The sequence below is a fragment of the Rhizobium sp. BR 250 genome, assembly GCF_047445855.1.
Taxonomy (GTDB): domain Bacteria; phylum Pseudomonadota; class Alphaproteobacteria; order Rhizobiales; family Rhizobiaceae; genus Agrobacterium; species Agrobacterium tumefaciens_I.
The window spans coordinates 87137-112514 of record NZ_JARWKW010000002.1 but is presented as its reverse complement, the minus strand read 5'-3'; the positions used below and the strand labels follow the sequence as shown (position 1 = coordinate 112514).

30 protein-coding genes and 1 riboswitch are annotated in these 25378 nt (G+C 61.1%); of the genes, 16 read left to right on the top strand and 14 right to left on the bottom strand.

Annotation, left to right across the window (positions count from 1 at the left end; all coding sequences use genetic code 11):
• Positions 1–106 precede the first annotated feature (106 nt).
• Positions 107–994, bottom strand: coding sequence for a LysR family transcriptional regulator (locus QD336_RS03575; protein WP_499169399.1), 888 nt, complete (start codon positions 992–994; stop codon positions 107–109).
• 96 nt (positions 995–1090) lie between these two features.
• On the opposite strand from QD336_RS03575, the gene QD336_RS03570 reads away from it, so the two are divergent.
• On the top strand, positions 1091–1633 hold the full coding sequence (locus QD336_RS03570; RefSeq protein WP_269344347.1) for a GNAT family N-acetyltransferase: 543 nt from the start codon (positions 1091–1093) through the stop codon (positions 1631–1633).
• A 67-nt stretch (positions 1634–1700) separates the two neighbouring features.
• Here QD336_RS03570 and QD336_RS03565 read toward each other — a convergent pair whose 3' ends face one another.
• On the bottom strand, positions 1701–2063 hold the full coding sequence (locus QD336_RS03565; protein ID WP_499169398.1) for a hypothetical protein: 363 nt from the start codon (positions 2061–2063) through the stop codon (positions 1701–1703).
• A 221-nt stretch (positions 2064–2284) separates the two neighbouring features.
• On the opposite strand from QD336_RS03565, the gene QD336_RS03560 reads away from it, so the two are divergent.
• Both QD336_RS03560 and QD336_RS03555 read left to right on the top strand, forming a co-directional pair.
• Entirely contained in the window at positions 2285–2887 is a 603-nt protein-coding gene (locus tag QD336_RS03560; protein ID WP_499169396.1) for a superoxide dismutase, read from the top strand.
• A gap of 111 nt (positions 2888–2998) precedes the next feature.
• Positions 2999–3844: a manganese-dependent ADP-ribose/CDP-alcohol diphosphatase gene (locus QD336_RS03555; RefSeq protein WP_499169395.1), complete on the top strand. Its 846-nt coding sequence runs from the start codon at positions 2999–3001 to the stop codon at positions 3842–3844.
• Here the strand turns inward: QD336_RS03555 and QD336_RS03550 are convergent.
• Entirely contained in the window at positions 3833–4543 is a 711-nt protein-coding gene (locus QD336_RS03550) for a helix-turn-helix transcriptional regulator (RefSeq protein WP_499169394.1), read from the bottom strand. The two genes, QD336_RS03555 and QD336_RS03550, sit on opposite strands and share 12 nt — an antisense overlap.
• Before the next feature lie 132 nt (positions 4544–4675).
• On the opposite strand from QD336_RS03550, the gene QD336_RS03545 reads away from it, so the two are divergent.
• The 6 genes from QD336_RS03545 to QD336_RS03520 all read left to right on the top strand — a co-directional run bounded on the left by QD336_RS03545 (position 4676) and on the right by QD336_RS03520 (position 8692).
• A complete protein-coding gene (locus tag QD336_RS03545) occupies positions 4676–5305 on the top strand; it encodes a LysE family translocator (RefSeq protein WP_499169393.1) in 630 nt (209 codons plus the stop codon).
• Between the two features lie 119 nt (positions 5306–5424).
• Positions 5425–5859, top strand: coding sequence for a c-type cytochrome (locus tag QD336_RS03540; protein WP_499169391.1), 435 nt, complete (start codon positions 5425–5427; stop codon positions 5857–5859).
• Positions 5860–5941: 82 nt separating this feature from the next.
• Positions 5942–6862: a c-type cytochrome gene (locus QD336_RS03535; protein WP_269344340.1), complete on the top strand. Its 921-nt coding sequence runs from the start codon at positions 5942–5944 to the stop codon at positions 6860–6862.
• 204 nt (positions 6863–7066) lie between these two features.
• A riboswitch (cobalamin riboswitch) is annotated at positions 7067–7307 on the top strand.
• A 161-nt stretch (positions 7308–7468) separates the two neighbouring features.
• Entirely contained in the window at positions 7469–7651 is a 183-nt protein-coding gene (locus tag QD336_RS03530; protein WP_269344339.1) for a CbtB domain-containing protein, read from the top strand.
• An 11-nt stretch (positions 7652–7662) separates the two neighbouring features.
• Positions 7663–8373: a CbtA family protein gene (locus QD336_RS03525; RefSeq protein ID WP_269344338.1), complete on the top strand. Its 711-nt coding sequence runs from the start codon at positions 7663–7665 to the stop codon at positions 8371–8373.
• Positions 8374–8377: 4 nt separating this feature from the next.
• Complete coding sequence (locus QD336_RS03520; protein WP_499169389.1) at positions 8378–8692, top strand: hypothetical protein; 315 nt, start codon at positions 8378–8380, stop codon at positions 8690–8692.
• Between the two features lie 177 nt (positions 8693–8869).
• Here the strand turns inward: QD336_RS03520 and QD336_RS03515 are convergent, their stop codons facing one another.
• The 5 genes from QD336_RS03515 to QD336_RS03495 form a co-directional block, all read right to left on the bottom strand.
• A complete protein-coding gene (locus QD336_RS03515) occupies positions 8870–9436 on the bottom strand; it encodes a type 1 glutamine amidotransferase family protein (protein WP_499169387.1) in 567 nt (188 codons plus the stop codon).
• A 21-nt stretch (positions 9437–9457) separates the two neighbouring features.
• Complete coding sequence (locus QD336_RS03510; RefSeq protein WP_269344335.1) at positions 9458–9946, bottom strand: GNAT family N-acetyltransferase; 489 nt, start codon at positions 9944–9946, stop codon at positions 9458–9460.
• Between the two features lie 197 nt (positions 9947–10143).
• Positions 10144–11091 (bottom strand): prolyl aminopeptidase, encoded by a 948-nt coding sequence (gene pip, locus QD336_RS03505; RefSeq protein ID WP_499169386.1) that lies wholly within the window; start codon positions 11089–11091, stop codon positions 10144–10146.
• Positions 11092–11173: 82 nt separating this feature from the next.
• Complete coding sequence (locus tag QD336_RS03500; protein ID WP_269344333.1) at positions 11174–11587, bottom strand: MerR family transcriptional regulator; 414 nt, start codon at positions 11585–11587, stop codon at positions 11174–11176.
• Positions 11588–11700: 113 nt separating this feature from the next.
• Positions 11701–12048, bottom strand: a complete 348-nt coding sequence (locus QD336_RS03495; RefSeq protein ID WP_499169385.1) for a hypothetical protein — start codon at positions 12046–12048, stop codon at positions 11701–11703.
• 127 nt (positions 12049–12175) lie between these two features.
• Here QD336_RS03495 and dmeR point away from each other — a divergent pair, with 127 nt between their 5' ends.
• The gene (gene dmeR / locus QD336_RS03490; RefSeq protein ID WP_269344331.1) at positions 12176–12448 is read left to right on the top strand and encodes a Ni(II)/Co(II)-sensing transcriptional repressor DmeR; all 273 of its coding nucleotides are present in this window, start codon (positions 12176–12178) and stop codon (positions 12446–12448) included.
• A gap of 77 nt (positions 12449–12525) precedes the next feature.
• Positions 12526–13536, top strand: coding sequence for a CDF family Co(II)/Ni(II) efflux transporter DmeF (dmeF, locus tag QD336_RS03485; RefSeq protein WP_499169382.1), 1011 nt, complete (start codon positions 12526–12528; stop codon positions 13534–13536).
• A gap of 10 nt (positions 13537–13546) precedes the next feature.
• On the opposite strand, the gene QD336_RS03480 is transcribed toward dmeF, so the two are convergent.
• From QD336_RS03480 to QD336_RS03465, 4 genes are all read right to left on the bottom strand, one after another.
• Positions 13547–13834: a hypothetical protein gene (locus QD336_RS03480; RefSeq protein ID WP_499169381.1), complete on the bottom strand. Its 288-nt coding sequence runs from the start codon at positions 13832–13834 to the stop codon at positions 13547–13549.
• Between the two features lie 363 nt (positions 13835–14197).
• Positions 14198–15295, bottom strand: coding sequence for a quaternary amine ABC transporter ATP-binding protein (locus QD336_RS03475; RefSeq protein ID WP_499169379.1), 1098 nt, complete (start codon positions 15293–15295; stop codon positions 14198–14200).
• Positions 15288–16196, bottom strand: coding sequence for an ABC transporter permease (locus tag QD336_RS03470; RefSeq protein ID WP_269344327.1), 909 nt, complete (start codon positions 16194–16196; stop codon positions 15288–15290). The genes QD336_RS03475 and QD336_RS03470 overlap by 8 nt, the downstream gene beginning before the upstream one ends.
• A gap of 250 nt (positions 16197–16446) precedes the next feature.
• Entirely contained in the window at positions 16447–17457 is a 1011-nt protein-coding gene (locus QD336_RS03465; RefSeq protein ID WP_499169376.1) for an ABC transporter substrate-binding protein, read from the bottom strand.
• Here QD336_RS03465 and QD336_RS03460 point away from each other — a divergent pair, their 5' ends adjacent.
• Positions 17458–17673 (top strand): hypothetical protein, encoded by a 216-nt coding sequence (locus QD336_RS03460; protein WP_499169374.1) that lies wholly within the window; start codon positions 17458–17460, stop codon positions 17671–17673.
• A 279-nt stretch (positions 17674–17952) separates the two neighbouring features.
• Here QD336_RS03460 and QD336_RS03455 read toward each other — a convergent pair whose 3' ends face one another.
• The gene (locus QD336_RS03455) at positions 17953–20052 is read right to left on the bottom strand and encodes a S9 family peptidase (RefSeq protein ID WP_269344324.1); all 2100 of its coding nucleotides are present in this window, start codon (positions 20050–20052) and stop codon (positions 17953–17955) included.
• Positions 20053–20285: 233 nt separating this feature from the next.
• Here QD336_RS03455 and QD336_RS03450 point away from each other — a divergent pair, with 233 nt between their 5' ends.
• The 4 genes from QD336_RS03450 (at position 20286) to QD336_RS03435 (ending at position 23844) form a co-directional block, all read left to right on the top strand.
• Positions 20286–20687: a DUF930 domain-containing protein gene (locus QD336_RS03450; RefSeq protein ID WP_499169372.1), complete on the top strand. Its 402-nt coding sequence runs from the start codon at positions 20286–20288 to the stop codon at positions 20685–20687.
• A 105-nt stretch (positions 20688–20792) separates the two neighbouring features.
• Positions 20793–21701, top strand: a complete 909-nt coding sequence (locus QD336_RS03445; protein ID WP_499169371.1) for a dihydrodipicolinate synthase family protein — start codon at positions 20793–20795, stop codon at positions 21699–21701.
• Positions 21702–21763: 62 nt separating this feature from the next.
• Complete coding sequence (locus QD336_RS03440; RefSeq protein WP_499169369.1) at positions 21764–22489, top strand: polysaccharide deacetylase family protein; 726 nt, start codon at positions 21764–21766, stop codon at positions 22487–22489.
• 269 nt (positions 22490–22758) lie between these two features.
• Entirely contained in the window at positions 22759–23844 is a 1086-nt protein-coding gene (locus tag QD336_RS03435; protein WP_499169368.1) for a bifunctional transcriptional activator/DNA repair enzyme AdaA, read from the top strand.
• 347 nt (positions 23845–24191) lie between these two features.
• On the opposite strand, the gene QD336_RS03430 is transcribed toward QD336_RS03435, so the two are convergent.
• Positions 24192–25376, bottom strand: coding sequence for an AI-2E family transporter (locus tag QD336_RS03430; RefSeq protein ID WP_269344317.1), 1185 nt, complete (start codon positions 25374–25376; stop codon positions 24192–24194).
• Between the last annotated feature and the right edge of the window lie 2 nt (positions 25377–25378).

Below are 25378 nucleotides of genomic sequence, written 5' to 3'. Positions count from 1 at the left end.
AGACGTGCGGTGGCCGGATGTCGGCTCTAGTCCGGCATGACGGAGGAGAAGATACAGGTCCTCGTCATCAACAGGTCGAAGCCCGCGCCCGAAACCGGTGCGGGCCTCATCCTTTCCGGATAGCCGGCAGCGCAGTGGCAAGTGCCCTGAGCGGTGCAGTCATATGTTTGTCGCGCCGCAGCGCGAGCGCGATCCGCCGTTCGAGCGGCGGGTCAAGGGAGCGCCATTCGAGCCCGGATGCCTCCCCCTCATGTTCCACGGCCATGCGCGGCACGATGGCAAGGCCAAGCCCCGCACCCGCGAGTTTCTTGATAGCCTCGACGCTGCCCAGTTCCATGGCGGGCTGCACGGTGCGGCCGCTTGCGGCAAACCATTGGTCCACGAGCTTGCGCGTATTGCCGCCCTCGTAAAGCAGCAGCGGTTGCGCCAAAAGCGTTTCGGCGGTCAGCGCCATTGCGGCAGGTACGGAGCTATGCGGGAAGACTGCGACGAGTTCGTCGAGGTGGATATCGCGGATATCGAGGCTACGGCCGCTGGCGGGCAGGGCCACCACCGCCGCGTCGATGGTGTTGGCCTCCAGAAGCCGCAATATATCGTGGGTATTGCCGGTCTGCACGACGATATCGATACCCGGCATGGCCTGCCGGATTTTGCCCAGCACCGGCGGCAGCAGATAGATGCAGGCGGTGGCGCCCGTGCCGATGCGGAGCCGCCCCGTTACCCCGCTGCGATGCGGCGCGACGGTATCGATTGCATGCGCCACCTCTTCGGCAATGCGCCTTGCATGGATAAGGAAATCCCGCCCCGCCGCCGTCGGCTGCGCGCGCCTGCCCACTCTTTCGATCAGCCGCACGCCCAACTGCTTTTCAAGCAATCTTATGTGCAGGCTGATGGCCGGCTGTGTCAGCCCCGCCTTGTCGGCGGCCGCGGAAAAACTGCCGAGATCGGCCACATCCATGAAACTGCGCATCTGCCTGAGATCGAGGTCCATCATCAAAGAAAACCTTATCGTTTGTATAAGACAGATAATCTTTATTTTGGCTGCGTCGCAATGCACAATGATGGCGTGAATGATCCGCAGGACAAGAGAATGACCCTTTCCACCGTTTCCAGCCTTTTGATCCGCCCCTGTGAAGAGGCGGATATTGCAGCCATTACCGAAATCTACCGGGATGCCGTATTGCATGGCCGCGCCAGCTTCGAGATCGATCCGCCGAATGTGGAGACGATGGCCGAGCGCCGCCGCCTGCTGGTGGAAGGCAATTATCCCTATCTCGTCGCCGAGCGCGATGGAAAGGTAGCCGGATATGCCTATGCCGGCGCCTATCGCGCCCGCCCGGCCTATGGCGCGACGGTCGAGGATTCCGTTTATATCGATCCGGCCATGAAGGGCATGGGCATCGGCCGCAAACTGCTCGATGCGCTGATCGTGGAAGCCACTGCGCGTGGCTTCCGGCAGATGATCGCCGTCATCGGCGACAGCGCCAATGCGGCTTCAGTCGGCGTGCATCGCGCTGCCGGTTTCGAACTTGTCGGCACCTTCAAATCCATCGGCTGGAAACATGGCCAGTGGCTGGACACGGTGCTGATGCAGCGTGCGCTCGGCGAAGGCGACACCACGCCGCGTTTCTGAACCGTCAGGACGGGATGGCGGAAAGTGTGAGCGGTTTTCGCCTGAAATCCCGCTCTCACTCCAGGAATCAAGGCTTCGCGGAGCCCGGGATTTCCACCTTCAGCGTATCGCCGGCAAGCTCGCTGCCCAGCTCCACCGCCTGGGTCTTCTTGTCATAGACGCAGATATGGCTGACCGTCGCATCCGCGCCCCCACTCTTCCCGGTGAGTTTGACCTTGCCGGTCAGGATGGCGAGACCGTAATTTTCGCTGCCGACCGGATCGACCACAACCTTGGCGTCCTCGATCATGTCCCTGGATGCGCCGAGGCAGGCCGTCTGCACATCCGCCACGAATTCCTTCCAGGCATCGTCCGACGATGCGGCAGCCGGCAGTGCGAGGGTGGAGAGGGCGGCGACGAGGATAAGGGGGCGGATCAGAGGGTGGGTCATGGAATTTCTTTCCTGCAAATTTGGTCCGGAGCGAACCGATAGGGTGGAAAACGGTACGCCGGGGTTGTGAAACAAATATGGTCGCCGCCGGCAGGAGAGGAATTTTCTCCTTTGTCGGAACATTTTGATATTTCGCAGGTTGCCCAAACGGAGCTTCGCTCCTATGGTCCGCTCACACGGTTTCTAGGAGCGGTAACCCGCTGCAAAAAGGAGTAAAAACCATGGCCTTCGAACTTCCCGAACTCCCCTACGACTACGACGCGCTTGCACCTTACATGTCGCGCGAGACGCTCGAGTTCCATCACGACAAGCACCACAAGGCATATGTCGACAACGGCAACAAGCTGGCTGCCGAAGCCGGTCTTTCCGACCTGTCGCTGGAAGAAGTCGTGAAGAAGTCCTTTGGCACCAATGCCGGTCTCTTCAACAATGCTGCCCAGCACTACAACCACGTCCATTTCTGGAAGTGGATGAAGAAGGGCGGCGGCGGCAACAAGCTGCCGGGCAATCTTGAGCAGGCCATCGCTTCCGATCTCGGCGGCTACGACAAGTTCAAGGCCGATTTCATCGCTGCCGGCACCACGCAGTTCGGCTCCGGCTGGGCATGGCTCTCCGTCAAGAACGGCAAGCTTGAAATCTCCAAGACCCCGAACGGCGAAAACCCGCTGGTTCACGGTGCAGAGCCGATCCTCGGCGTCGACGTGTGGGAACACTCCTACTACATCGACTACCGCAACCTGCGTCCGAAGTACCTCGAAGCCTTCGTTGATAACCTCATCAACTGGGATTACGTCCTCGAGCGTTACGAAGCCGCTGCCAAGTAAGGCTTGCGGAACGGAATTTTCGAACACCCGGCCTTCGTGCCGGGTGTTCTGCTTTTGGTATGTCGGGTATTGTCACAAGCCTGTCATCAGCCGGGGTTATCGCGGCGCATCATGACTGAAAAAAGCACACCTCTCTTCTCCTTCGGCATCGTCGCCGATCCCCAATATGCCGACGCCGATCCCCGCCCGGACATGGGCCGTTATTATGCCGAAAGCCCGAAAAAGCTGGCTGAGGCGATTGACGCCTTCAACCGCGAGGAGCTGGCCTTCGTGGTGACGCTCGGTGATATCATCGATCGCGGCTTTGAAAATTTCGATGCGATCCTCAGCGTTTATGACGCGCTTCGTCATCCTTCGGTGCTGCTGCCGGGCAATCACGATTTCGCCGTCGCGCCCGAGCATCTTTCCGCCATCCATGCCCGCCTTGGCATGAAGGCGCCATGGCATGATTTCGCCATCGGCAACATCCGTTTCGTCGTGCTTGACGGCAACGAGGTCAGCCTCTTCGCCCCGCCTCCCGGTGATCCGCGCCGCGCGATCGCGCAGGAGCGATTGAAGGGTCTCAAGGATGCGGATGCCATCAATGCGCAGGACTGGAACGCCTCACTGAGCGACGGGCAATTCGAATGGCTGCGCACCGTTCTGGAAAAGGCGGATGCGGCGGGCGAAAAAGTGATCGTGCTGTGCCATTATCCCGTTTATCCGGAAAACGCCCACAACATGTGGGACGCGCCCCGTATCCTCGATCTTCTCGGCTCCCATCCGTCCGTTGCCGCATGGTTCAACGGCCATAATCACGAGGGCAATTACGGCCTGCTCGGCACCACCCATTTCGTGAATTTCAAGGGCATGGTGGATACGCCGGACCAGAACACCTTCGCCATCGCCGATGTGTTTGCGGACCGGATCGTCATTCGCGGTTTTGGGCGGGAGGAGAATCGCCTTTTACGGCTGTGAGTGCGGGCTCGCCGGCTGGTTGCTCTGCCAGCCGCTCATCCACAATTGCCGCAGCTTCTCCCCTTCCATCTTGAAGAAGCTGCCCGTCGCGGCGCAGCCCAGCACCCGGTCGGAACGGAAATTGCGGATCGCGTGGCGCAATTCGCACCAGGCGACGATATTCACCGTCTCGGAATAATAGATCACCGCAATCGGCCGAATCCGTCGCTGTGTCTCCGCGCCGGTCTCGTCGCGATAGCTCAGGTCCAGCCGCTCTTCATCACGCACCGCCCGCCTGACCATCGCAAGATCGATGCCGGCGGGGGCTGGCGCGATACTGCCCCAGGCGTGCAGAGCATTGGCGGAAAGCGTCTTCGACAGCGGTTCGGGCAGGGAGGCGGCGATCTTGTCGCTGACCTTTTTCGCCGCCTGGCGCAGTTCCGCATCACTGGAGCGGCCGACCATGGCGAGCGCCAGCACGATAGCCTCGGTTTCTTCGATGGAAAACATCAGCGGCGGCAGGTTGAAGCCGGGACGCAGGATGTAGCCGACGCCGCGCTCGCCTTCGATGGGCACGCGCATGGTCTGAAGCGCGGCGATGTCGCGATAGACCGAGCGCACCGTCACTTCCAGCATGTCAGCAATCGTCTGCGCGGTCACCGGGCGGCGCGCCAGCCGCAGGATCTGGATGATCTCGAACAGTCTCGATGCCTTGCGCATTGCCGTTTCCTGGTGGTTCTCCCGACACAACTGACACAACGCTGTCAGTTGGCTTTCCCTATAAACGGAAAAACACATTGAGAAACATGGATTTTCCCGAATGTGTCGTGAACCGTTTTGGGAGATACTGACATGAGTTACGCCGAAAATCTCTGGCTTTTCTTTCTCGTCCTGTTCGGCATCATCATCCTGCCGGGCATGGATATGCTGTTCGTGCTGGCAAGCGCGCTGACGGGCGGCAGGAGAACCGGCCTTTCCGCCGCAAGCGGCATGAGCGCCGGCGGCATGGTGCATTCGCTTTATGGCGCCCTGGGTGTCGGCATGCTCGCCGCCTGGATGCCGTCGCTGTTCCTGCCGCTGCTGGTCGCGGGGGCGGCCTACATGGTCTGGATCGGCATCGGCCTGATGCGCAGCGCAATCGTCGTGAATGGTGACGAAGCGCAGGCGAGCGCCTCGGTCAGAAAAGCATTCTGGCGGGCGGTGCTGACCTGCCTTTCCAACCCGAAGGCCTATCTGTTCATGATGGCGATCTATCCGCAATTCCTCAAACCCGCCTATGGCCCGATCTGGATGCAGGGGCTGGTGATGGGCGCGATGGTGGCGGTGACGCAATTCACCGTTTATGGCGCATTGGCGTTGACGGCGGACAGGAGCCGGCAATGGCTCGTGTCCTCGCCTGCCGTCACCATCTTCATCGGCCGTGCGGCTGGTTTCATGCTGATTGCCGCTGCACTTCTCACGCTGTGGGAGGCCCTCTCCTAGACTTCTGTTTTCACGATGGAATTCACCGCAATGTGACTTCTTTTCGCCATCCGGAAAGGGCATCCTCGCGCCGTTCCATCTAGCGCCCGGTGTCCCAGCCGGAATCAAGGAGAGTGTGCATGAAACTGAAAACCATCACGGCGGCCATGCTGTTCGGCTGTCTTTGCGCCGGAGCTGTCTATGCTGCCGGCGAAGTCGAAAAACGTGAAGGCTTGATGAAGCAGATCGGCGGCTCCATGGGTGCGCTCGCCGCCATATCCAAGGGTGAGAAGCCCTTTGACGCTGCCGCTGTCAAGGCCGCCGTGACCACCATCAGCACCAATGCCAAGGCTTTCCCCGATCAGTTCCCCGCCGGCACCGAGACCGGCAGCGCGGCCGCTCCCGCCATCTGGGAAAACTTTGCGGACTTCAAGGCCAAGGCCGCCAAGCTTGGCACGGATGCGGATCTGGTTCTCGCCAATCTGCCCACCGACCAGACCGGCGTTGCCACCGCCATGAAGGCGCTCGGCGCCGATTGCGGCACCTGCCACCAGACCTATCGTCTGAAGAAGTGATCCTTTTCAAAACGCCGCTTCCCGGCGGCGTTTTTTCAGCTCGAAAGACGCCTGATCCGGTCAGGTGAGAATGGGGAGGGGCATGTCTTCCATCTGGACCAAACTTGCGGGCGGCATCGTGGTCGCGGCCATTGCGGGTTACGGTATTTTCGCCTGGGTCACCGCGCCCCAGCGTCAGGCGCCCAGCCATTGGGTCAGCCTTGGCGAGCCGGATCTGGCCAATGGCGAAACGCTGTTCTGGGCCGGCGGCTGCGCAAGCTGTCATGCCGCACCCGACGCCAATGGCGAGGCGCTGTTGACGCTTTCGGGCGGGCAGGCGCTGAAAAGCCCCTTCGGCACCTTCCATGTCCCCAATATTTCCTCCGATCCGCAGCATGGCATCGGTGGCTGGACGCTGGCGGAATTTGGTGACGCCATGACGCGCGGTGTGGGCAGGAACGGCGAACATCTTTATCCGTCCTTTCCCTATGCCTCCTATGCCCGCATGACGCAGAAGGACATCAACGATCTCTTCGGATATCTGAAGGTCCTCCCGGCCAGCCAGAACGACGCGCCGGATCACGAGCTGCCGTTCCCCTTCAACCTGCGCATGGCGCTGGGCGGCTGGAAATTCCTCTATTTCGATCCCGCCGCACCGCCGCGCATCGAACTTGCCAATGCCAATGCCGAATTGCTGCGTGGCCAATATCTGGTGGAAGGGCCGGGCCATTGCGGCGAATGCCACACGCCGCGCAATGCGCTTGGTGGTTTCGTGAAGGATCAGTGGCTGGCCGGCGGCCCCAATCCGGAAGGCGAAGGCCGCATTCCTGATATCACGCCCGGTTCGCAAAGCATCGGAAGCTGGGCCGAAGCCGATATTGCCAGCTATCTGGAAACCGGCTTCACCCCGGAATTCGACAGCGTCGGCGGCTCCATGGTCAAGGTGCAGCAGAACATGGCGCATCTGACAGCCGAAGACCGCGATGCGATTGCCGCCTATCTGAAGGCCATTCCGGCGCGGTAACCCTCAGCCGTCATGCCGGACTTGATCCGGCATCCAGCCACGGCGCGTCTACGCCGTGAAAAGAGTGTCTTGCGATCAAGGACTTGATCGCGCTGGACCCCGGATCAAGTCCGGGGTGACGGGAAAACTCTGCACATAGGCCCAATGGCAACCCCGCGAGCACATCAAACGTGTTGCCGCCATTGACTCCCGCCCGCACCCGACGGATAACAACCCTGTGATGGTTCCTTCCGGGCGTTCCGGAAGGTGAAAAGGGAACACGATAGGGAGAAATCCTCATTCGTGGCTGCCCCCGCAACTGTGAGCGGAGAGCCTGAAACGAAATGCCACTGGCAAGCCATCTCGCCCGGAACCGGAGTTTCCGAGCAGGGTGAGGGCGATACCGGGAAGGTGTTTCAGGTTTTGACCCGCAAGCCAGGAGACCTGCCATCACGGAAATATCCATGCCGGCGGGGTGTCCGGAAGAGCGGAATTTCAGGGCGGCGGGATCAATGCCTCCCTGTGTCAGTCTCGTATCCCCGTGGTGAAGTATATCGCATGTGGTCTTGCGGCTTGTGCCGTTCGGCCGTGTCCAAAGGCGCGGGGTCGCGCCGGAGAGGGGTCACCATGTCCATCAACCAGAATACGGCCAATTCAGCCGCGTCTGCAAAAACAGCCAGCTTCGCGCAATCGCTGACGGCGATCGTGCTTGGCCTGTTCGTCGTCGGTTTTGTCGGCTTTTCCCATGTGGAAGCCGTTCACAATGCCGCGCATGACACGCGCCATGCCAATGCCTTCCCCTGCCATTGAGGGGAAACGGCATGTCATCTTTTCGCAATATCGTCTTTACCGCCATTCTCGTCGGCATTCTCGGCGGTTTCGCCGTGTCTGCCATGCAGGCTTTCGGCACCACGCCGCTCATCCTGCAGGCGGAAACCTATGAAAGCGCCGGTGAAGCGCCGCATAGCCATGATGCGCCGGCGCCCGGCGCTGCCGTTCCCGCCCATGAGCATAATGACGAGGCCTGGGCCCCGGCCGATGGTTTCGAGCGCACCGCCTATACGGTTGCCGCCAATGTGCTGACCGCCATCGGTTATGCGCTGGTGCTGACCGGCCTCATCTCCTTGCGCGGCACCAATACCGGCTGGCGTGAAGGGCTTTTGTGGGGCGTCGCCGGCTTCGCCGCCGTCATGCTGGCCCCGATGATCGGCCTGCCGCCGGAACTGCCGGGAAGCCCGGCCGCCGCACTTGAGGCACGGCAGATCTGGTGGCTCGCAACCGTTGCCGCAACCGCGGGCGGCATTGCGCTCATCGCCTTCCGCCGTGAACCCTGGGCCATTGTGCTGGCGCTGGTGCTGATCGTCGCGCCGCATGTGGTGGGTGCGCCCTTGCCGCCGGAAGGTGAACATGCGCTGGCACCGCTGCCGCTGGAGCGTCAGTTCATCGTTGCCGCCACCATCACCAGCTTCGTCTTCTGGGCGTTGCTCGGCACATTGAGCGCGTTTTTCCTGAAGCGCTTCCAGCAGGCATAAGCCCATGCAGGACGCAGCGGAATGGAGTGAGGAACTCGATGCGCTGCGTTTTGCCGTTCCCGGTCACGACGCGCCCTGCGCCGTGCACCGGCTTGCCTTCAAGGCAATCCTCGGGGCAACCCCGGGACGCGAGGCGGCTCTCGCCTGTTTTCATGATCACGAGGCCGCCTTTACCGCTGCGGCGCTCAGCAAGATAAAACGCTCGAATTTACCCGCCGGCCGCAGCCTGCATCTGAACAGCCGCGATATTCGCCGGGCGATAGCGGGTGAGGGCGATGCGTCGGCGCCTCGCGTTTGCCGGGTGCTTGATCAGTCTTGACTGGCTCGATATTCCCACCTCCGTCATCCCGGCCTTGAGCCGGGATCCAGTCGACGCGCGTCTGCGCGGCGGCGAGAAGAGTCTTTTTCAGCCCAAGGACTTGGGCTGGCTGGATTCCGGCTCAAGGCCGGAATGACGGGGAAGTGGAGGGTTGTAAAGCATTGAGGCGGATGCGCCTCACCGATGCTCCGCCGCAAAAACCTGAAGTTCCGCCTCGGCTTCCGGACCAAAGAGGCCGAGGCTTTTCAGAATTTCCACCGCAAAACTCACCGGCGCGCTGCCGGCCGCCGTGATGATGCCGCCATCGCTGACCGCTTTCGGCTGGTCGCGATAAAGCGCCTCACCGTTGTACGCCGGATAGGCCTTGTGCGATGCCAGTGCATTGCCGGTATGGGCGACATTGTTCAGCACACCCGTGCCCGCAAGCGCGCTTGCCGCCGCGCAGATACCGGCGACCAGCCGGTCCTTCTCGCGAAACCGCTTGACCAGCCCGCCAAGATCGGCAGCCGTTCCCTTTTCCCAGCTGAGACCGCCGGGAATGACGAGCGCATCGATATCAGCGGGATCGAGCGCGTCATAGGAGGTGTCCGGCGTCACCTTCAGCCCGCCCATCGAGGTCACCGGCCTGCCATCAGGTGTGGCGTGAATGATCTCGGCACCGAGATAGCCGCGCGCTGCAGCAGCAAGCAGCGCCGGCTCCCAGTCAGCAAAATCCTGTGCCAGCGCAATGGCGATCCGTGTCATGGTGGTCTCCGTCGGTTTTAATCAGGCGATGGACTGCATGTAGCGCATGCCGGTGACCGGCCGCGGTGCGAAATCCATGTTTTCGTAGAAACGATGCGCCGCGACATTGCCGGTCGTGGCGCTGACGGAAAGATAGTCGCAGCCAAGGCGCTTGGCGATATCGCGGGCGCGGGACACCAGATGCTGGCCGGTGCCATGGCCACGATGGCCGTCACGCACGAAGAGATGGTGCAGCTCCAGCCCGCGCCGGCCTTCCTGCGCCCTGTAGAGCGGCAGAAGCAGTGCGTAGCCGATCAGCGCGCCATCGGCCTCGGCCACAAGGCCATGCACCCAGGGAAGGGGGCCGAACAGGTCGCGTTCCAGCTTTGCGGGCGTGATGGCCGCCGCATCGCCGTGGTAGGAGGCAAGCAGCGTGATCATCTCGTTGAGTTCGGGCAAATCCGACTTGCGCGCGCCGCGAATGATGACGACGGGCGGTCTTTCCAGTGTGAGGGAGCTATCTTCGGTCATTTTTTTTGGTCCTTTGGTCTTATCGGTGCCGTCAGGACGTTTGAAAACAACAAAGCCGCCTGACGGCGGCTTGTTGACAATATGATCTGTCGAGCCGCCTCTTAGAGGTAGGCCCAAAAGTACGAGCAGGAGATGGGTGCGCGTTCGTTGATCATGGAAAATGCAATGCGCCCGAATCCGCAATCTGTCAAGCGGCTTCAGGAGGCAAAGCGTGCGATTGCTGAAACAATGGCGTCTTCCATCCCCGCATCGCCCGTGGAATGCCCGGCTCCGTCGATGGCGATCAGCTCGCTTCCCGGCCATGCGGCTGCAAGTTCATAAGCGGTGACGGGCGGTCCCTGCAAATCGCGCATGCCCTGAATGAGCACGCCGGGAATGCCCGCCAGACTACCGGCATTGCGGAGAAGCGCGCCATCCTCGAGCCAGGCGGCGTGGTGAAAATAATGGGCGCAGAGGCGGGCGCGAGCGAGAATATAGCCGCTGTCGCGCCATTTTTTCGGGAAGGCTGAGGTGCTTTCCGCGGTAATGGAACCCGCCTCCCACAGATGCCATTCGAAGGCGGCCATCGCGCGGATGGCAGGGTCGGGGTCGTGCAGAAGTTGGTGATAGGCGGCAACCGGGTCATCCTTCGGCAGATGATCCGGTATCGCGGCAATGAAGCGTTGCCATTGCTGCGGCAGGAACATCGCCAGCCCCTTGTAGAGCCAGTCGATTTCTTTCCGCCGCGTGGTGGTGACGCCCGCCAGCACCATGGCGCGCACCCGTTTCGGATGGCGCTGGGCATAGGCCAGCGCCAATGTGGCTCCCCAGGAGCTGCCGTAAACCAGCCAGTCATCGACCATGAGCGCGGAATGGATGGCTTCCATGTCAGCGATCAGATGATGCGTGGTGTTGTGTTCGAGGCTCTCGGCGGCGTTGGGCGTGCTTTTGCCGCAGCCGCGCTGGTCGAACTGGATGATGCGGTAAAGGGCCGGATCGAAATAGCGCCGCGCCGTCGCCGACAGTCCCGAACCGGGGCCGCCATGCAGCAGGATCGCATCGCGACCCGCCGGATTGCCGGCAATCGTCACATGCAGCCGGTGTCCTTCGGAAACCTCAAGGAAAACGGTCTCGAACGGGGTGATTTCGGGAAATATCTCGGCCATCCGGCATCCCTTCTTCAAGCGGGTGGGAGGCGCATACAGGGCACGGATGACAGTTGAATGTCAGCCCCGTTCCGGGCCGGGTCTAGTGCTCACCCTCGCACATGCCGTGGTTGGACAGCGCGCGGATGACGTAACAATCCTCGATCGAATGGCCATGGCAATGGGAGACGATGCGTTCCAGCTCGTGCTCCAGCTTTTTGAGGCTGGCGATTTTTTCGCGCACATGGGCAAGATGTTCGGCGGCGATGCGGTCCGCGCCTTCACAGGGCATCTGGCGATGCTGGCTAAGTGCGATCAGCTCGCGGATGGCCTCGATATTGAGCCCGAGATCGCGCGCATGGCGGATGAAGGCCAGCCTTTCGAGGTCGGATTTTTCATAACGGCGCTGGTTGCCGTCCGAACGGTCCGCCTCACGGATGAGGCCCATCTGCTCGTAATAGCGGATCGTCGGCACCTTGACGCCGGTGCGTTTCGACAGTTCACCGATGGACAGCATGGCTTTCTCCATATCCGTGGCGCAACGGCGGGAGAACGGGGTGTTTCACCGCTCCGGGGTCCGATGCTCTAGTCTCTAGAGATATGGCTTTTCCGCCCGCGGTTCAATGGGGTTCAGGCGGTCTCTTCCACACCCAGCGCCTGTGCCAGCGCCTTGAGAACCTCATTCTCGAGGCTGGGTGCGGCTTCCGGCTGTGCGGCGGCCATCTCAGCGGCGGGCGTGGTCATGGCGGATGCGCCGCTGTCGAGGTTCCACAGGGCGGCGGCAAGGCTGGCGGAAACGCTCGCGGCGGGCGCGACAGCCGTGGTGACGCTTTCGACGCCTGAAATGGCGCGATGCGCGGTCTGGGTCAGCTCCAGCAGGGCCTCGGTGGCGGATTGGGTTTGCTTGCCCTTTGCGGGCTCAAGGCTCCGGGTCGGAATGGCATAAAAGCTGCTGCTGGTTGCTGCGATAGTCGTCATGACTGAGTCCCCCTAGGTTCTGAGGGTCCTTTTAGGAGCCGAAACATTCGCGAAGATTGCGCCAGTCGGGACTTGAACGGAAAATCATCGCAATATAGTATACCCCCCTATAGTATATGAGGTGCTCATGTCCCATACGATCCGCAACAAGGAAAAGCTTCTCGCCCGCATCCGCCGCCTGAAGGGGCAGATGGAGGCGGTGGAGCGCGCATTGGACGAGGCCAAGCCCTGCGGCGAGGTGCTGCAATTGCTGGCTTCGGTGCGCGGCGCGCTTTCCGGCCTGACGGGGGAGGTGATGCAGGAGCATCTGCACGAACACGTGGTGCATGCCGAAAACGAAGACGAACGGGCGCGGGCGGCGGAAGAGCTGGCCCAGGTGCTGAAGACCTACATTCGCTAGCAAGTCTCCAAAAGCGCGCTTTTCCGAGGAAGAGGCGCGCGCAATAAACCGCTCTAAAAACGAACAGGATCAGCGACATGACGACGACATCCGAATTTCCCGCCGCAGCCGGCCATGAGCATGTTTTTCTCGGTCAGGACCATGAACGCAACGAAAGACGCGTATGGATGGTGATTGTGTTGACCGCCGCGATGATGGTGGCCGAAATCGTCGCCGGTCACTGGTTCGGCTCCATGGCGCTGACAGCGGATGGCTGGCACATGTCCACCCATGCCGGCGCGATGCTGATCTCGGCGCTCGCTTATCTTTATGCGCGGCGCGAGGCACGCAATCCGCGCTTCACCTTCGGCACCGGCAAGTTCGGTGATCTGGCGGGTTTTGCCAGCGCCATCGTGCTGGCGGTGGTGGCGCTGCTCATCGCCGTTGAAAGCGGTATGCGCCTCATCAATCCTGTCGAAATCGATTTCAACCAGGCGATCCTCGTCGCCATCATCGGCCTTGCCGTCAATCTCGTCAGCGCCGTGCTTTTGAAGGATGACCATCACCACGATCATGGCCACGGTCATGCTCACGGTTCACATGCCCATCACGACCATGGCAGCCACGCCCATCACGATCACGGTTCGCACGCGGATCATGGTGGGCACGGCGCAAAGGGCGGCACGGACAATAATCTGCGGGCGGCCTATCTGCATGTGCTTGCGGATGCGCTGACTTCGGTTCTCGCCATCGTCGCGCTGCTGCTCGGCAAGTGGAACGGCTGGTCCTTCCTCGATCCGGCCATGGGCATTGTCGGCGGTCTGGTCATCGCCCGCTGGTCATGGGGGCTGATCCGCTCGACGGCAACGACCCTGCTCGACGCGGTGCCGCCGACGGAATATCTGCCGCAGGAAATCCGTGAGAGCGTGGAGACGGAAGAGGACCGCATCACCGATCTGCATGTCTGGCAGGTGGGGCCGGGGCATCACGCAGCCATCGTCGCCATCTATTCGCAGGCGCCGAAGGCGCCGGCCTTTTACAAGCAGAAACTTGCCGCCATACATGAACTCTCGCATGTGACGGTGGAAGTCAGCCCGGCAAGGGTCTGATCGGAATCGCTTATTCGGTATATTCCGAATAGGCGCCGCGCACCCATTCGGCCTGTGCTTCCGCCCTGTCTTCGGCGGAGGCGGCCGGGGTGTCCTGATAAGCGGGCGCGCTGCCATTGCCGACGGCCCACAACACATTGGCCAGCGACTGGGAGAGAATGGTGCTGGAAACGGTGGGGTTGCCGGGGCCATGTTTCACGGTCTGTTCCTCCGGCGCGTTCTGCGCGCCGCCGGCTTTCTCGATGTCGCGAATGCGACCCTGATAATTATATCCGCCAATATTGCTTTCGATCTGCATGTTGGTGATTCCGCGTTCAAAAGTTAACGAATGGTTAATGGCGGCGACTTGTCTGAAGCTTGCGCTTGCTGCATTGCAACGACGGTCAAGGGTTGACAGCCGGCGAAGTAGTGCTTCGTTTTCGCGTGGGGAACATGCAGAAGTGCACAGGGTGTTTGTTCTTGCAGCTTCATGCCGCTGACAGCAAAGGCACCCCATCCCGTCATTCCGGCCTTGAGCCGGAATCCAGCCGACGCGCGTCCGCGCGTTGAGAAGAGTCTTTTCAGCCCAGGGACCCGGGCTGGCTGGATACCGGCTCAAGGCCGGTATGACGAAAACACTAGACGTCGTGAACGCAGTAACGCGGTCGGTTCCTACTCACGCTCACGCCGTTTCCTTCTCAGCCGGAGCAGCAGGCTCCCGCATCTTCTCCTCCACCTCACCCGTCGCCACCGTCTCCTGCGGTGCGGGTGTCACCATGGCTGCCACCAGCGTGTCGAGACCGATGCTGCCGACCGGCTTGCCGTCCTCGTCCACCACATGAGCCTGGGTCTCGTTGGCTTCGGACATGTCGCGGGCGATGGTCTCCAGCGTCGCGGTTTCCGGCACCGGCATGCCTTCCGGGCGGCTTTCGAGCGGTTCCATGACAGTGGTCGCCTGCAGCACGCGGCCGCGATTGACGTCGCGCACGAAGTCGGTGACGTAACCATCGGCCGGGGAAAGGATGATGCTCTGGCCGTCACCCTGCTGCACCACCTCGCCGTCCTTGAGAATGGCGATGTGGTCGCCGAGCCGCAGCGCCTCGTCCAGATCATGGGTGATGAAGACCACGGTCTTCTTCAGCTCCTGCTGCAGATCGAGCAGCATGGTCTGCATATCGACGCGGATCAGCGGATCGAGCGCCGAATAGGCCTCGTCCATCAGGAGAATATCGGCATCATTGGCAAGTGCCCGGGCAAGGCCCACACGCTGCTGCATGCCGCCGGAAAGCTGGTTCGGATAATAATCCTCGTAACCGGCAAGGCCGACACGCTCCAGCCAGTACCGGCCCTTTTCTTCGCTCCTGCTGCGCGGTACGCGCTGGATATCGAGGCCGTAGACGCTGTTTTCCAGCACGGTGCGGTGCGGCAAAAGGCCGAATTTCTGGAACACCATCGCCGTTTTGTGGCGGCGGAACTGCCTGAGCGCCGAAGCGCTCATGCCGCAGATATCCTCGCCATCGTAAAGAACTTCACCGGCCGTTGGGTCGATCAGCCGGTTGATATGGCGGATCAGTGTCGACTTGCCGGAGCCGGAAAGGCCCATGACGACGGTAATCTTGCCGCCCGGCATGGTGATGTTGATGTTGTTGAGGCCAAGAACGTGGTTGTGCCTGTCGTTCAGTTCGGTCTTGTCCATGCCGGATCGCACCGCTTCGAGATATTTCTCGGGATGCTTGCCGAAGATCTTGTAAAGATTCCTGATTTCGATGCTTTTAGCCATGGGAGACCTCCCGGTATTTCTGCAGGCGCTTGCCAAAAGCCTGGCTCGCCCGGTCGAACATGATGGCGATGGCGACCAGAGCGAAACCGTTCAGGAAGCCCACCGTGAAGAACTGGTTGTTGATGGCCTGCAGCACGTTCTTGCCGAGCCCGCCGACACCGACCATGGAGGCGACGACGACCATGGCGAGCGCCATCATGATGGTCTGGTTGATGCCGGTCATGATGGTGGGCAGCGCCAGCGGCAGCTGCACGTTGAACAGCTTCTGGCCGTTGGAGGAGCCGAAGGCATCGGCTGCTTCCAGCACTTCGCGATCAACGAGGCGAATGCCGAGGCTGGTCAGGCGGATGACGGGCGGAATGGCATAGATCACCACTGCGATCAGGCCCGGTACCTTGCCGATGCCGAAAATCACCACCACGGGGATGAGATAAACGAAGCTGGGCAGGGTCTGCATCACGTCGAGCACGGGATTGATGAGGCGTTGCAGGCGCTCCGAACGACCCATCAGGATGCCGAGCGGCAGGCCGATGACGATGGCGATCAGGGTGGCAATGGCGACGATGGAGAGCGTTGTCATGGCGTCGCGCCAGAGGCCGACCGCGCCGATCATCAGCAGGGAGATGGCGGTGCCGCCGGTGATCTTGATGCTGCGTCCGGCCAGATGCACGATGGCGAGAATGACCAGCATCGTGATGATCCACGGTGTCTGGATGAACAGCCGCTCCGAGGCATTAAGGAAAAGCTGCAGCGGATGCACGATGACGTCGATCGCATCACCGTAATTGCGTACGACATCGCGAAAACCGTCATCGATGGTCTTGCGTGCCACACGCATCGTGGAGTTGTCGATTGCCGGGAACTTGCAGAGCATGTCCGGCAGGTAAGTGCAGAGGGGCATTGTTGTTGTTTTCCGTTTGGGGTTTGGGGATGGGGGGAKGTTGGTGCGCGGGGCACCCCCCTCTGTCCTGCCGGACATCTCCCCCACAAGGGGGAGATCGACCTGCGGCAAAGTCTCGCCCATCTAGATGGTTGAGGATGAAGCGTGAAAGCGCGCCCAGCCGATCTCCCTCCTTGTGGGGGAGATGCCCGGCAGGGCAGAGGGGGGTAAAGCCCCGGATACCACCGAAGCTTCTCCTCCCATCAACCAATCACATCGAAGCCTTGATCTTCTCCGCCACCTCGGCCGGAACCCACTTCGTCCAGATTTCCTCGTGGTTCTCGAGGAAATATTCCGCGCCATCCTCGTTGGTGCCCTGGTTTTCATTCATCCAGGCAAGGATTTCGGCGACCATCCTGTTGTCCCAGTTGCGGGCCTTGATGTAGTCCATCGTCACCCCGGCCTTGCCCTCGAAATCCTTGGTAATGACGGTATAGACATCGGCCACCGGATAGGCGTTCACCTTCGGGCTGGCGCAATCGACCTTCGCCGTGCAGTCGTCGAAATGGGCGCGGTCGAGTTCGACGCCGTCATCCAGCTTCACCATCTCGTATTTGCCGAGAATGGCGGTGGGTGACCAATAATAGCCGAGCCAGCCCTGCTTCTTTTCGAACGCATTGGCGATCGAGCCATCAAGACCCGCGGCCGAGCCGGTGTCGACCAGCGTGAAGCCCTTTTTGTCGCCTTCGCGCGCCTTGTAGAGATTGGCGGTGGTTACCTGGCAGTTCCAGCCGGACGGGCAATTGTGCACGGCGCCCTTGCTGGCGTCTTCCGGGGCGGGGAAAAGTTCGGGATGTTTCAGCGCGTCCTCGACGGTCTTGATATCCGGGTGCGCGTCGGCGATGAATTTCGGAATCCACCAGCCTTCGATGCCGCCCTCGCTCAAAATCTTGGAAGCCTCGATCATGCGGCCTTCCTTGACGGCGGCGTCGAGCGGCTCGCGCACGGCGTTCACCCACAATTCGGGCGCCATGTCCGGCTGGCCCTTTTCGTTCATGGAAGCGAAGGTTGGCATGGTGTCGCCGGTCACGACATTGACCGTGCAGTCATAGCCGTTTTCCATGATGAATTTGTCGACGTAAGCCGCGACACCGGCGGATGCCCAGTTCATTTCGGCAATCGTGATGCTGCCGCACGTTTCGGCGGCCTTGGCGGAATGTGCTGCACCGGCAGCGATGGTAAAGCCCGTTACGAGAATGGTCGAGGCCAGGAGTTTCTTCATGTGGAGACCTCCAAGTCTGATGCAGTGTTTTCAGTTGGCAAAGCGGGAGCACTGCAAAGCCCGGATTGCCAAGGGCGAACTGACATGGCGCGTGGAGAAGCCGAAAAAATCCGGCAGAAAGAATATCCGCAAGACGTGCTGCGGGGTTACCGCGAGAAGGGCGGCGAAAAGGCGCATGAATATGTCAACGACCGGCATAATACGGCCAAAAAGTGATATTGCAACGCGAAATGGCGCATCGCAGCCATGCGATCGATTTTCGGAACGTTTTTAGATTTGGCGTAATACATAAAATGTATTTCGCATTTACGCGGGTATATTTAGTAATTCAGTAAAATGAAATAGAAAACCAATGGATATCAAGTCTGAGTTTAAAGAGAAAATAAACTCGTGATTTTGTAGAAAAAATATTCAGAAAGAGGTTTTTTGAGGGTATTTTCGCACTGTTGAGGTCCGGGCGGCCACCCTGTCGCCGCCCGTTTCACGGTCAGGATGTCACACGGCGTCTTTGCCGGCCACCTTCAGCGCGAAGGCATATTCGAAGGCTATTTCCTCCAGCCGCTGGAAACGGCCGGACTTGCCGCCATGGCCCGCCGCCATGTTGGTCTTGAGCAGGATCGGGGCTTCCCCCGTCGTGTTCTCGCGCAGCTTCGCCACCCATTTGGTCGGTTCCCAGTAGGTTACGCGCGGATCGGTGAGGCCGGAAAGCGCAAGGATCGGCGGATAGGCCTTGGCGCCGACATTGTCATAGGGGCTGTAGGCGGCGATCCACTGATATTCCTCCGCCGATTCCAGCGGATTACCCCATTCCGGCCATTCCGGCGGGGTGAGCGGCAGGGTGTCGTCCAGCATGGTGGTCAACACGTCCACGAAGGGGACGGCGGCGATGATGCCGGCGAATTTCTCCGGCGCCATATTGGCGACAGCCCCCATCAGCATGCCGCCGGCAGAACCGCCTTCGGCGATGATGCCCTCATAGGAGGTGAAACCTTCCTGCACCAGATGATCGGCAGCGGCGATGAAATCCTTGAAGGTGTTCTGCTTGGCTTCCATCTTGCCGGTCTCGTACCATTCGAAACCCTTGTCCTTGCCGCCGCGAATATGGGCGATGGCATAGATGAAACCACGGTCGGCGAGCGACAGCGTCGTGGTGGAGAAGGAAGCGGGAATGGTGATGCCGTAAGCGCCATAACCATAGAGCAGGCAGGGGGCGGAACCGTCGAGCGCCACATCCTTGCGGTAGAGCAGGGAGACCGGCACCAGCTCGCCATCATGGGCAGGGGCCATGATGCGACGGGTAATGTAATCATCCGGATTGTGGCCGGAGGGTACTTCCTGCGTCTTCAGCAGCGTGCGCTCGCGCGTCACCATGTCGTAATCGAACAACTGGCTCGGCGTCGTCATCGAGGAATAGGAGAAGCGGATGACGTCGGTGTCATATTCCGCCGCACCATGCAGGCCGAGAGAATAGGCCTCTTCGGCAAAGGCGATGGAATGCTCCTCGCCCGTGCGGCGGTCGCGAATGACGATGCGCGGCAGGCCATCGCGGCGCTCCAGCCAGATGAGATGGCGGGCATAGGCATCGACGGAAAGAATGAGACGGCCCGGCTCATGCGGCACGACTTCTTTCCAGTTTTCCTTGCCCGGTGCTGAGACCGGTGCTTCGACGATGCGGAAATCCTTGGCGTCGCCGTCATTGGTGAGGATGAAGAAGACGTCGCCGCCTTCGCACATCGAATATTCGATGCCCTCTTCGCGCTCCGCCACCACCTTCGGCTCGGCCGTCAGGTCACCGGTGGAAAGAATGCGATATTCGCTGGTCTCATGGTCGTGAATGTCGATGAAGATGAAATCGTCGAGCACGGATGCACCGACGCCCATGAAGAAGCCGGGGTCCTTTTCCTCATAGACCAGACGGTCGGTCGATTGCGGCTCGCCGATAATGTGGTGGAAGACCTTCGAGGGACGGTGGTTCTCGTCCTGCAGCGTATAAAAGAAGCTCTTGCCGTCCGGCGCCCAGGCCCCACCGCCGCCGGTGTTTTCAACGATATCGGCAAGATCTTCGCCGCTTTCGAGGTTGCGGATGCGCAGGGTGAAATATTCCGAGCCCTTGTCGTCGTAACCCCAGATACCGTGGCTGTGATCGGAGGACTGGTCGAGACCGGAAAGGCGGAAATAATCCTTGCCCTCGGCCTCCTTGTCGCCATTCAGCAGCACATGTTTTTCGCCGCCGCCGCGCGGGGTGCGAAAATAATGCGGCTGTTCGCCACCGGTCACGAACAGCGTGCCATAGGCATAAGGTCCGTCATTGACCGGCACGGAGGAATCATCCTGCTTGATGCGGCCCTTCATCTCCTCGAACAGCTTTTCCTGAAGCGCCTTGGTGTCGCCCATGGCCGCTTCCATATAGGCGTTTTCCGCCTCCAGATGGGCGCGGATGGCGGGGTCGAGGATGGAGGTGTCCTTGAACATGGCCTGCCAGTTATCGGCCCGGAACCATGCATAATTGTCGGTGCGGGTAATGCCGTGATGCGTGTCCTGAACGGGCCGTTTTTCGGCGGTCGGGGCAGCGGGGAGATTCTTGAAAATCGGCAAGGGAAACTCGCTTTCGTATGAAAATCGATATGCGCACCAGATGTAGAGCGCGCCTCCCGGCCGATCAAGTTTCAAATCTCCACAGGCGGAATGCAGCTCGGGCACAATTTCGTCAGCTTTCGATCACATTTTGGCAATATCCGGCAAATCGGCGATGATGTGCGTCGGTCGCCCGGCCTGCCGCACCTGCTAAGACAATTGCCAAGAACAAACGAAAAAACTGACAGGACCCCATGCGAAAGCTTCTTCCCGCTGCCCTTTCTGCCTTTTTCCTCAGCCTGCAGGCCTTCACCCCCGCTTTCGCGATCGACGCCAGCGTCATGCGGCAACTGAACGCGCTTGCTCCCGAAGAACGGCTTGAGCAGCGCTGCGATATCGAGGCGATGGAGAGGATAGCGACCGAGCAGAAGGGTATGCGGCCGGACAAGGTCATCGCCTACACGTTCGGTGATCCGGAAGTGGGCAAGAACTCCATCAAGGCGCCGGGCGCGGTCTTCAGAAGTTCGGGTGAATGGTACAAGCTCAAATACAAGTGCCAGCTGAAGAGCGACAGCCTCAGCATCCAGTCTTTCGATTACCGGGTCGGCGACAAGATTCCCGAAGAGCAGTGGAAGAAGTTGTATCTTTATGACTAAGCAAGGATTTTTTCGGTTGTCGGCAGGCGTTTAGCCTCCGCTTTTCTTGCCGCTCCGCCGGCGGCTCTGTAACCCTGCCTGCTGATCGAAGCGAGGGAGACGGACATGGCGACACGATTCAGGGGACTTTCGGCTTTTCCGATCACGCCGGCTGACGAGGCCGGGCGGGTCGATGTTGAGGCCTTCTCCGCCCTGATCGCGCGGCTGGATGCGGCGGCGGTCGATTCCGTCGGCATTCTCGGCAGCACCGGTATCTATATGTATCTCACGCGCGAGGAGAGGCGCCGCGCCGTCGAGGCCGCCGCCGCCATTCTCAAGGGCAGGCGCACGCTGATGGCAGGCGTCGGCGCCTTGCGCACCGATGAGGCGGTTGCGCTGGCCAAGGATGCGGAAGCGGCCGGCGCCGATGCGCTGCTGCTCGCGCCCGTTTCCTATACGCCGCTGACGCAGGAAGAGGCTTACCACCATTTCGCCGCCGTGGCCGGTGCTACGGCGCTGCCGCTCGCCATCTACAACAACCCGACGACCACCCGCTTTACCTTCAGCGACGAGCTTCTGGTGCGGCTMGCCTATATCCCGAATATCCGCGCCATCAAGATGCCGCTGCCGGTCGATGCCGATTATGCCGGCGAGCTTGCGCGGCTCAAGCCGAAGCTGACGGATGGTTTCGCCATCGGTTACAGCGGCGACTGGGGCTGCGCCGAGGCCACGCTTGCCGGCGGCGACACCTGGTACAGCGTGGTTGCCGGCCTGCTGCCGGTTCCGGCGCTCCGGCTGATGCGCGCTGCCCAGGCCGGCAATGCGGAAGAGGTCAAAAACATCGATGTGGCCTTCCAGCCGCTCTGGGCGCTGTTCAAGGAATTCGGCAGCATCCGCGTGATTTATGCCGCCGCCAATATTCTCTCGCTGACGGTGAGCGAGCCGCCCCGGCCGATCCTGCCGCTCACCAGCGCGGAGCGCCAGCGGGTGGAAGAGGCGCTGGAGGCGCTGTCCGTGCTGGAAACCGCGCCATAATTCGGGCGCTTTGCGGGCGGATTGCCACGGGAATACACTGCATGACACTGCGGAAAATGAAAATGATACGTCGCTTCCTCCTTGCTGCCCTGTTCGCCTCTGCCGCCTCCGCCGCCTTTGCGGGGAACGGCCTTGTCGAGCCATCGCTGAAAATGACGCCGCAGCATGATGGCAAGGTGCGGGTGGCGATGACGCTCGATGCCTGCATGGGCAAGACCGACCACCGCATCCTCGATACGCTGGTGAAGGAGCGTATCCCCGCGACGATCTTCGTCACCGCCCGCTGGCTGAAGCACAATGGGGAAGCGCTATCCGTGCTTCTGGCGCATCCCGATCTGTTCGAGATCGAAAATCACGGCGAAAACCATGTGCCGGCGGTCGATAAGTCCGTCTCGATCTATGGCATCGCCGCCGCCGGTTCTGAAGCGGCGGTCGAGCAGGAGGTGGAAGGTGGCCGTCAGGCGATCGTCGCCGCCACCGGTCTGCAGCCGCAATGGTTCCGTGGCGCGACGGCGAAATACACTAACTCCTCCATGGCCACCATCAACCGGCTCGGCATGCGGGTGGCGGGTTATTCCGTCAATGGCGATGGCGGCTCGCTTCTGGGTGCTGCCGCGACGGCAAAACACATCGCTTCCGCCAGGAACGGCGATGTCATCATCTCCCACATCAACCAGCCCACCCATGAGGCGGGCGAGGGTGTGGTGAAGGGCCTTCTGGCGCTGAAAGCCCGTGGCGTCATCTTCGCCCGGCTGGACGACCCATCCTTCGCGCCTCCGGGAAATTGATCCGAAACGTTGCCGCCCGTTTCTTCTCCCCACCGGGGAGAGGATGCCCGAAGGGCAGATGAGGGGGCAAGCTCTCCGCATCTCTCTACCGCCGCCGCCTCATCCGGCGCCGCGCGCCATCTTCTCCCCGGCGGGGAGAAGAAATATGCCGCACCCTCTCGCTCCACTGGAAGCAGCGGTCGTCATGGCTGGGGGGCGAAGATAAATCCTCCCACATCCACGCCCGTTTTTCGGCGGCATGCCGCTCAAAATTGCGCTAGCATCCCCTCATGATGCTGTTCAAACGCCCCGACACCGAAACCCTCTATTCCGCCCTTGTGAACAAGGATCCCGCCTATGAAGGCGTGGCCTATGTCTGCGTGACGTCCACCAAGATTTTTTGCCGCTTCACCTGCACGGCGCGCAAGCCGAAGATCGAGAACTGCCGGTTCCGCGAGACCATCGCCGAATGTCTGGAGGCGGGTTTCCGTCCCTGCAAGCGCTGCAAGCCGATGTTATCCTATGGCACCGCCGATGAGACCGTCACCTCGCTCCTGACGGCGCTGGAAAACGAACCGGCGCGGCGCTGGCGTGAGGAGGATGTGGTGGCGCTCGGCCATGATCCCTCCACCGTGCGGCGCACCTTCAAGCGCCGCTTCGGCATGAGCTTTCTGGAAATCGCCCGGCTGCGACGGGTGGGGGACGCGGCGGAAAGCCTTGCCTCGGGCGAGGCGGTGATCGGCGCGCAGATCGATGCCGGTTACGAATCCGGCAGCGGTTTTCGTTCGGCCATCAACCAGTTCTTCGGCACCTCGCCCGCCGCCATGAAGGGCAGGGGTTTCCTGAAGGGCGACTGGATCGATACGCCGATCGGCCCGATGCTCGCCATCGCCGATGACCATGCCCTGCATCTCCTCGAATTCGCCGACCGGCCAGCCCTTCCGGCCGAGCTGAAACGGCTGAAGACCCGCACCGGCGCGGATATGGTGCTGGGCCGGACGGCGGTGACAGGCCAGATTGAAGCGGAACTCGCCGCCTATTTCGCCGGCAGCTCGGGCGCCTTCGAAACCCGGCTTGCAGGCCATGGCACGCCCTTCGAGCGCGACGTCTGGCGGAACCTGCGGGAAATCCCGGTGGGTCAGATCGTCAGCTATTCTTCACTCGCAACCAGCATGGACAGGTCCTCCGCCGTGCGCGCCGTGGCCCGCGCCAATGGCGCCAACCAGATTGCGATTGTCGTTCCCTGCCACCGAGTGCTGGGGGCGGATGGCAGCCTGACGGGCTATGGCGGCGGTTTGTGGCGTAAGAAATGGCTGATCGAACACGAGCGCCGCATGGTGCAGGGACAGATGCAGGGAATGCCGCTCGCTTCCTGAGCGGCCTGGCCGCTGGGTTTCAAGAGGTTGCTGGTTGTTGGCGGGCGTGTTGGGTTTACCCCCCTCTGCCCTGCCGGGCATCTCCCCCTCAAGGGGGGAGATCAGCTGGAAGCGAACGCCCGCTCACTCGCAACGTGAGAGATGGGCTGGTGGGTGCCGCATATCAATCTCCCCCCTTGAGGGGGAGATGCCCGGCAGGGCAGAGGGGGGTAAACCCCACGCGCCCACCGCCCGCCGTCAACGGACAATCTCCTGAAAGCTCAAACCCGGAGCGGTTTCGCTTTTCTCCGAATCACGAAAACCCTCAGACTCCTTTTTTGTCGCATTTCCGGCCGCAAAGCCGGTGTTTAATCCGGCAGGTTTGGCACCACCCGGCGCGAGGGGAAGAGTTCCCGCGTCACCGTCATGGCGATCAGCGATAGCGGCAGGGCGAGCATGGCGCCGGCAGCCCCCCACATCCACGTCCAGAAGATGATCATCACGAAGACGAGGAAGGGGTTGATTTCCATGTTGCGGCCGACAACCGCCGGAAAGGCGAGGTTTTCCATCAAAAGGTGAATGGTGAAGAAGATCGCGGCCGGCAGAAGCGCGAGAACAATGTTGTCATGGGTGATGATGCCCGCCACCGTCAGCGAGATCGTCATGGCGGTGATGCCGAGAAACGGCACGAAGCTGGAAAGGAAGGCGAACAGCCCCCACAGCAGCGGCATGGCGAGCCCGCCGAAATAGGCGATGATCACCATCGTCACGCCAAGCCCGGCATAGATCAGCGCCGCCGTGGCGAAATAGGTGCCGAGCACCTCTTCCACCGAACCGATGATGCGAATGGTGCGCAGCCTTTGGTGGCGGGCCGGAAAGGCCATGATGATCGCCTTGCGCAGCCGTAAGCGGCTATAGAGAAACATCAGCAGCGCGGCGAGGAAGATCAGGCCCTGAACGATGGCGGGGGTGACGTTGGAACCGAGGAGGGAGATGATCTCGCCGCTGCGCGAAATCAGCGATTCCATCGACATCGACCCCATGCTGAAACTGGCCGCAGAAATATTCAGCCATTTGAGACTTTGCAGATAGGGCAGGAAACGGTCGATGCTGCGCTCCACCAGCGCCGGGCCTTCCGAAGCCAGTAGCGAGAGCGGCTCGGTCAACGAATTGATAACGAAGAACATCACCGCCGCGACAAGGCTCGAAAGAATGAGCGCGACGCCGAAACCGGGAATGCCATAAGAACCGAGTTTTTCGGCGGCGATGCCGAGGATCATGCCCACCACGATTGCCATCACCACCGGAATGAGGATGAGCGACAATTCGTGGATGACGGCCATCAGCATGATGAGGAAGATGCCGATCACCGACCAGGCGACGACCACATCCAGCGCTTCCCGGCCAAGCGGCTGCTGGCTGCGCGCATCGTCGCGGCGCGGGCCGGATACCGGAGTTTCCAGCGGGTCCGCTCTTGTTGCCGGAACGGTTCCGGCGGTGGCTCCGCCGGTAACCAAAGTGCCGGTCTTTTCCGGTCTGGCATTTTCATTCATCG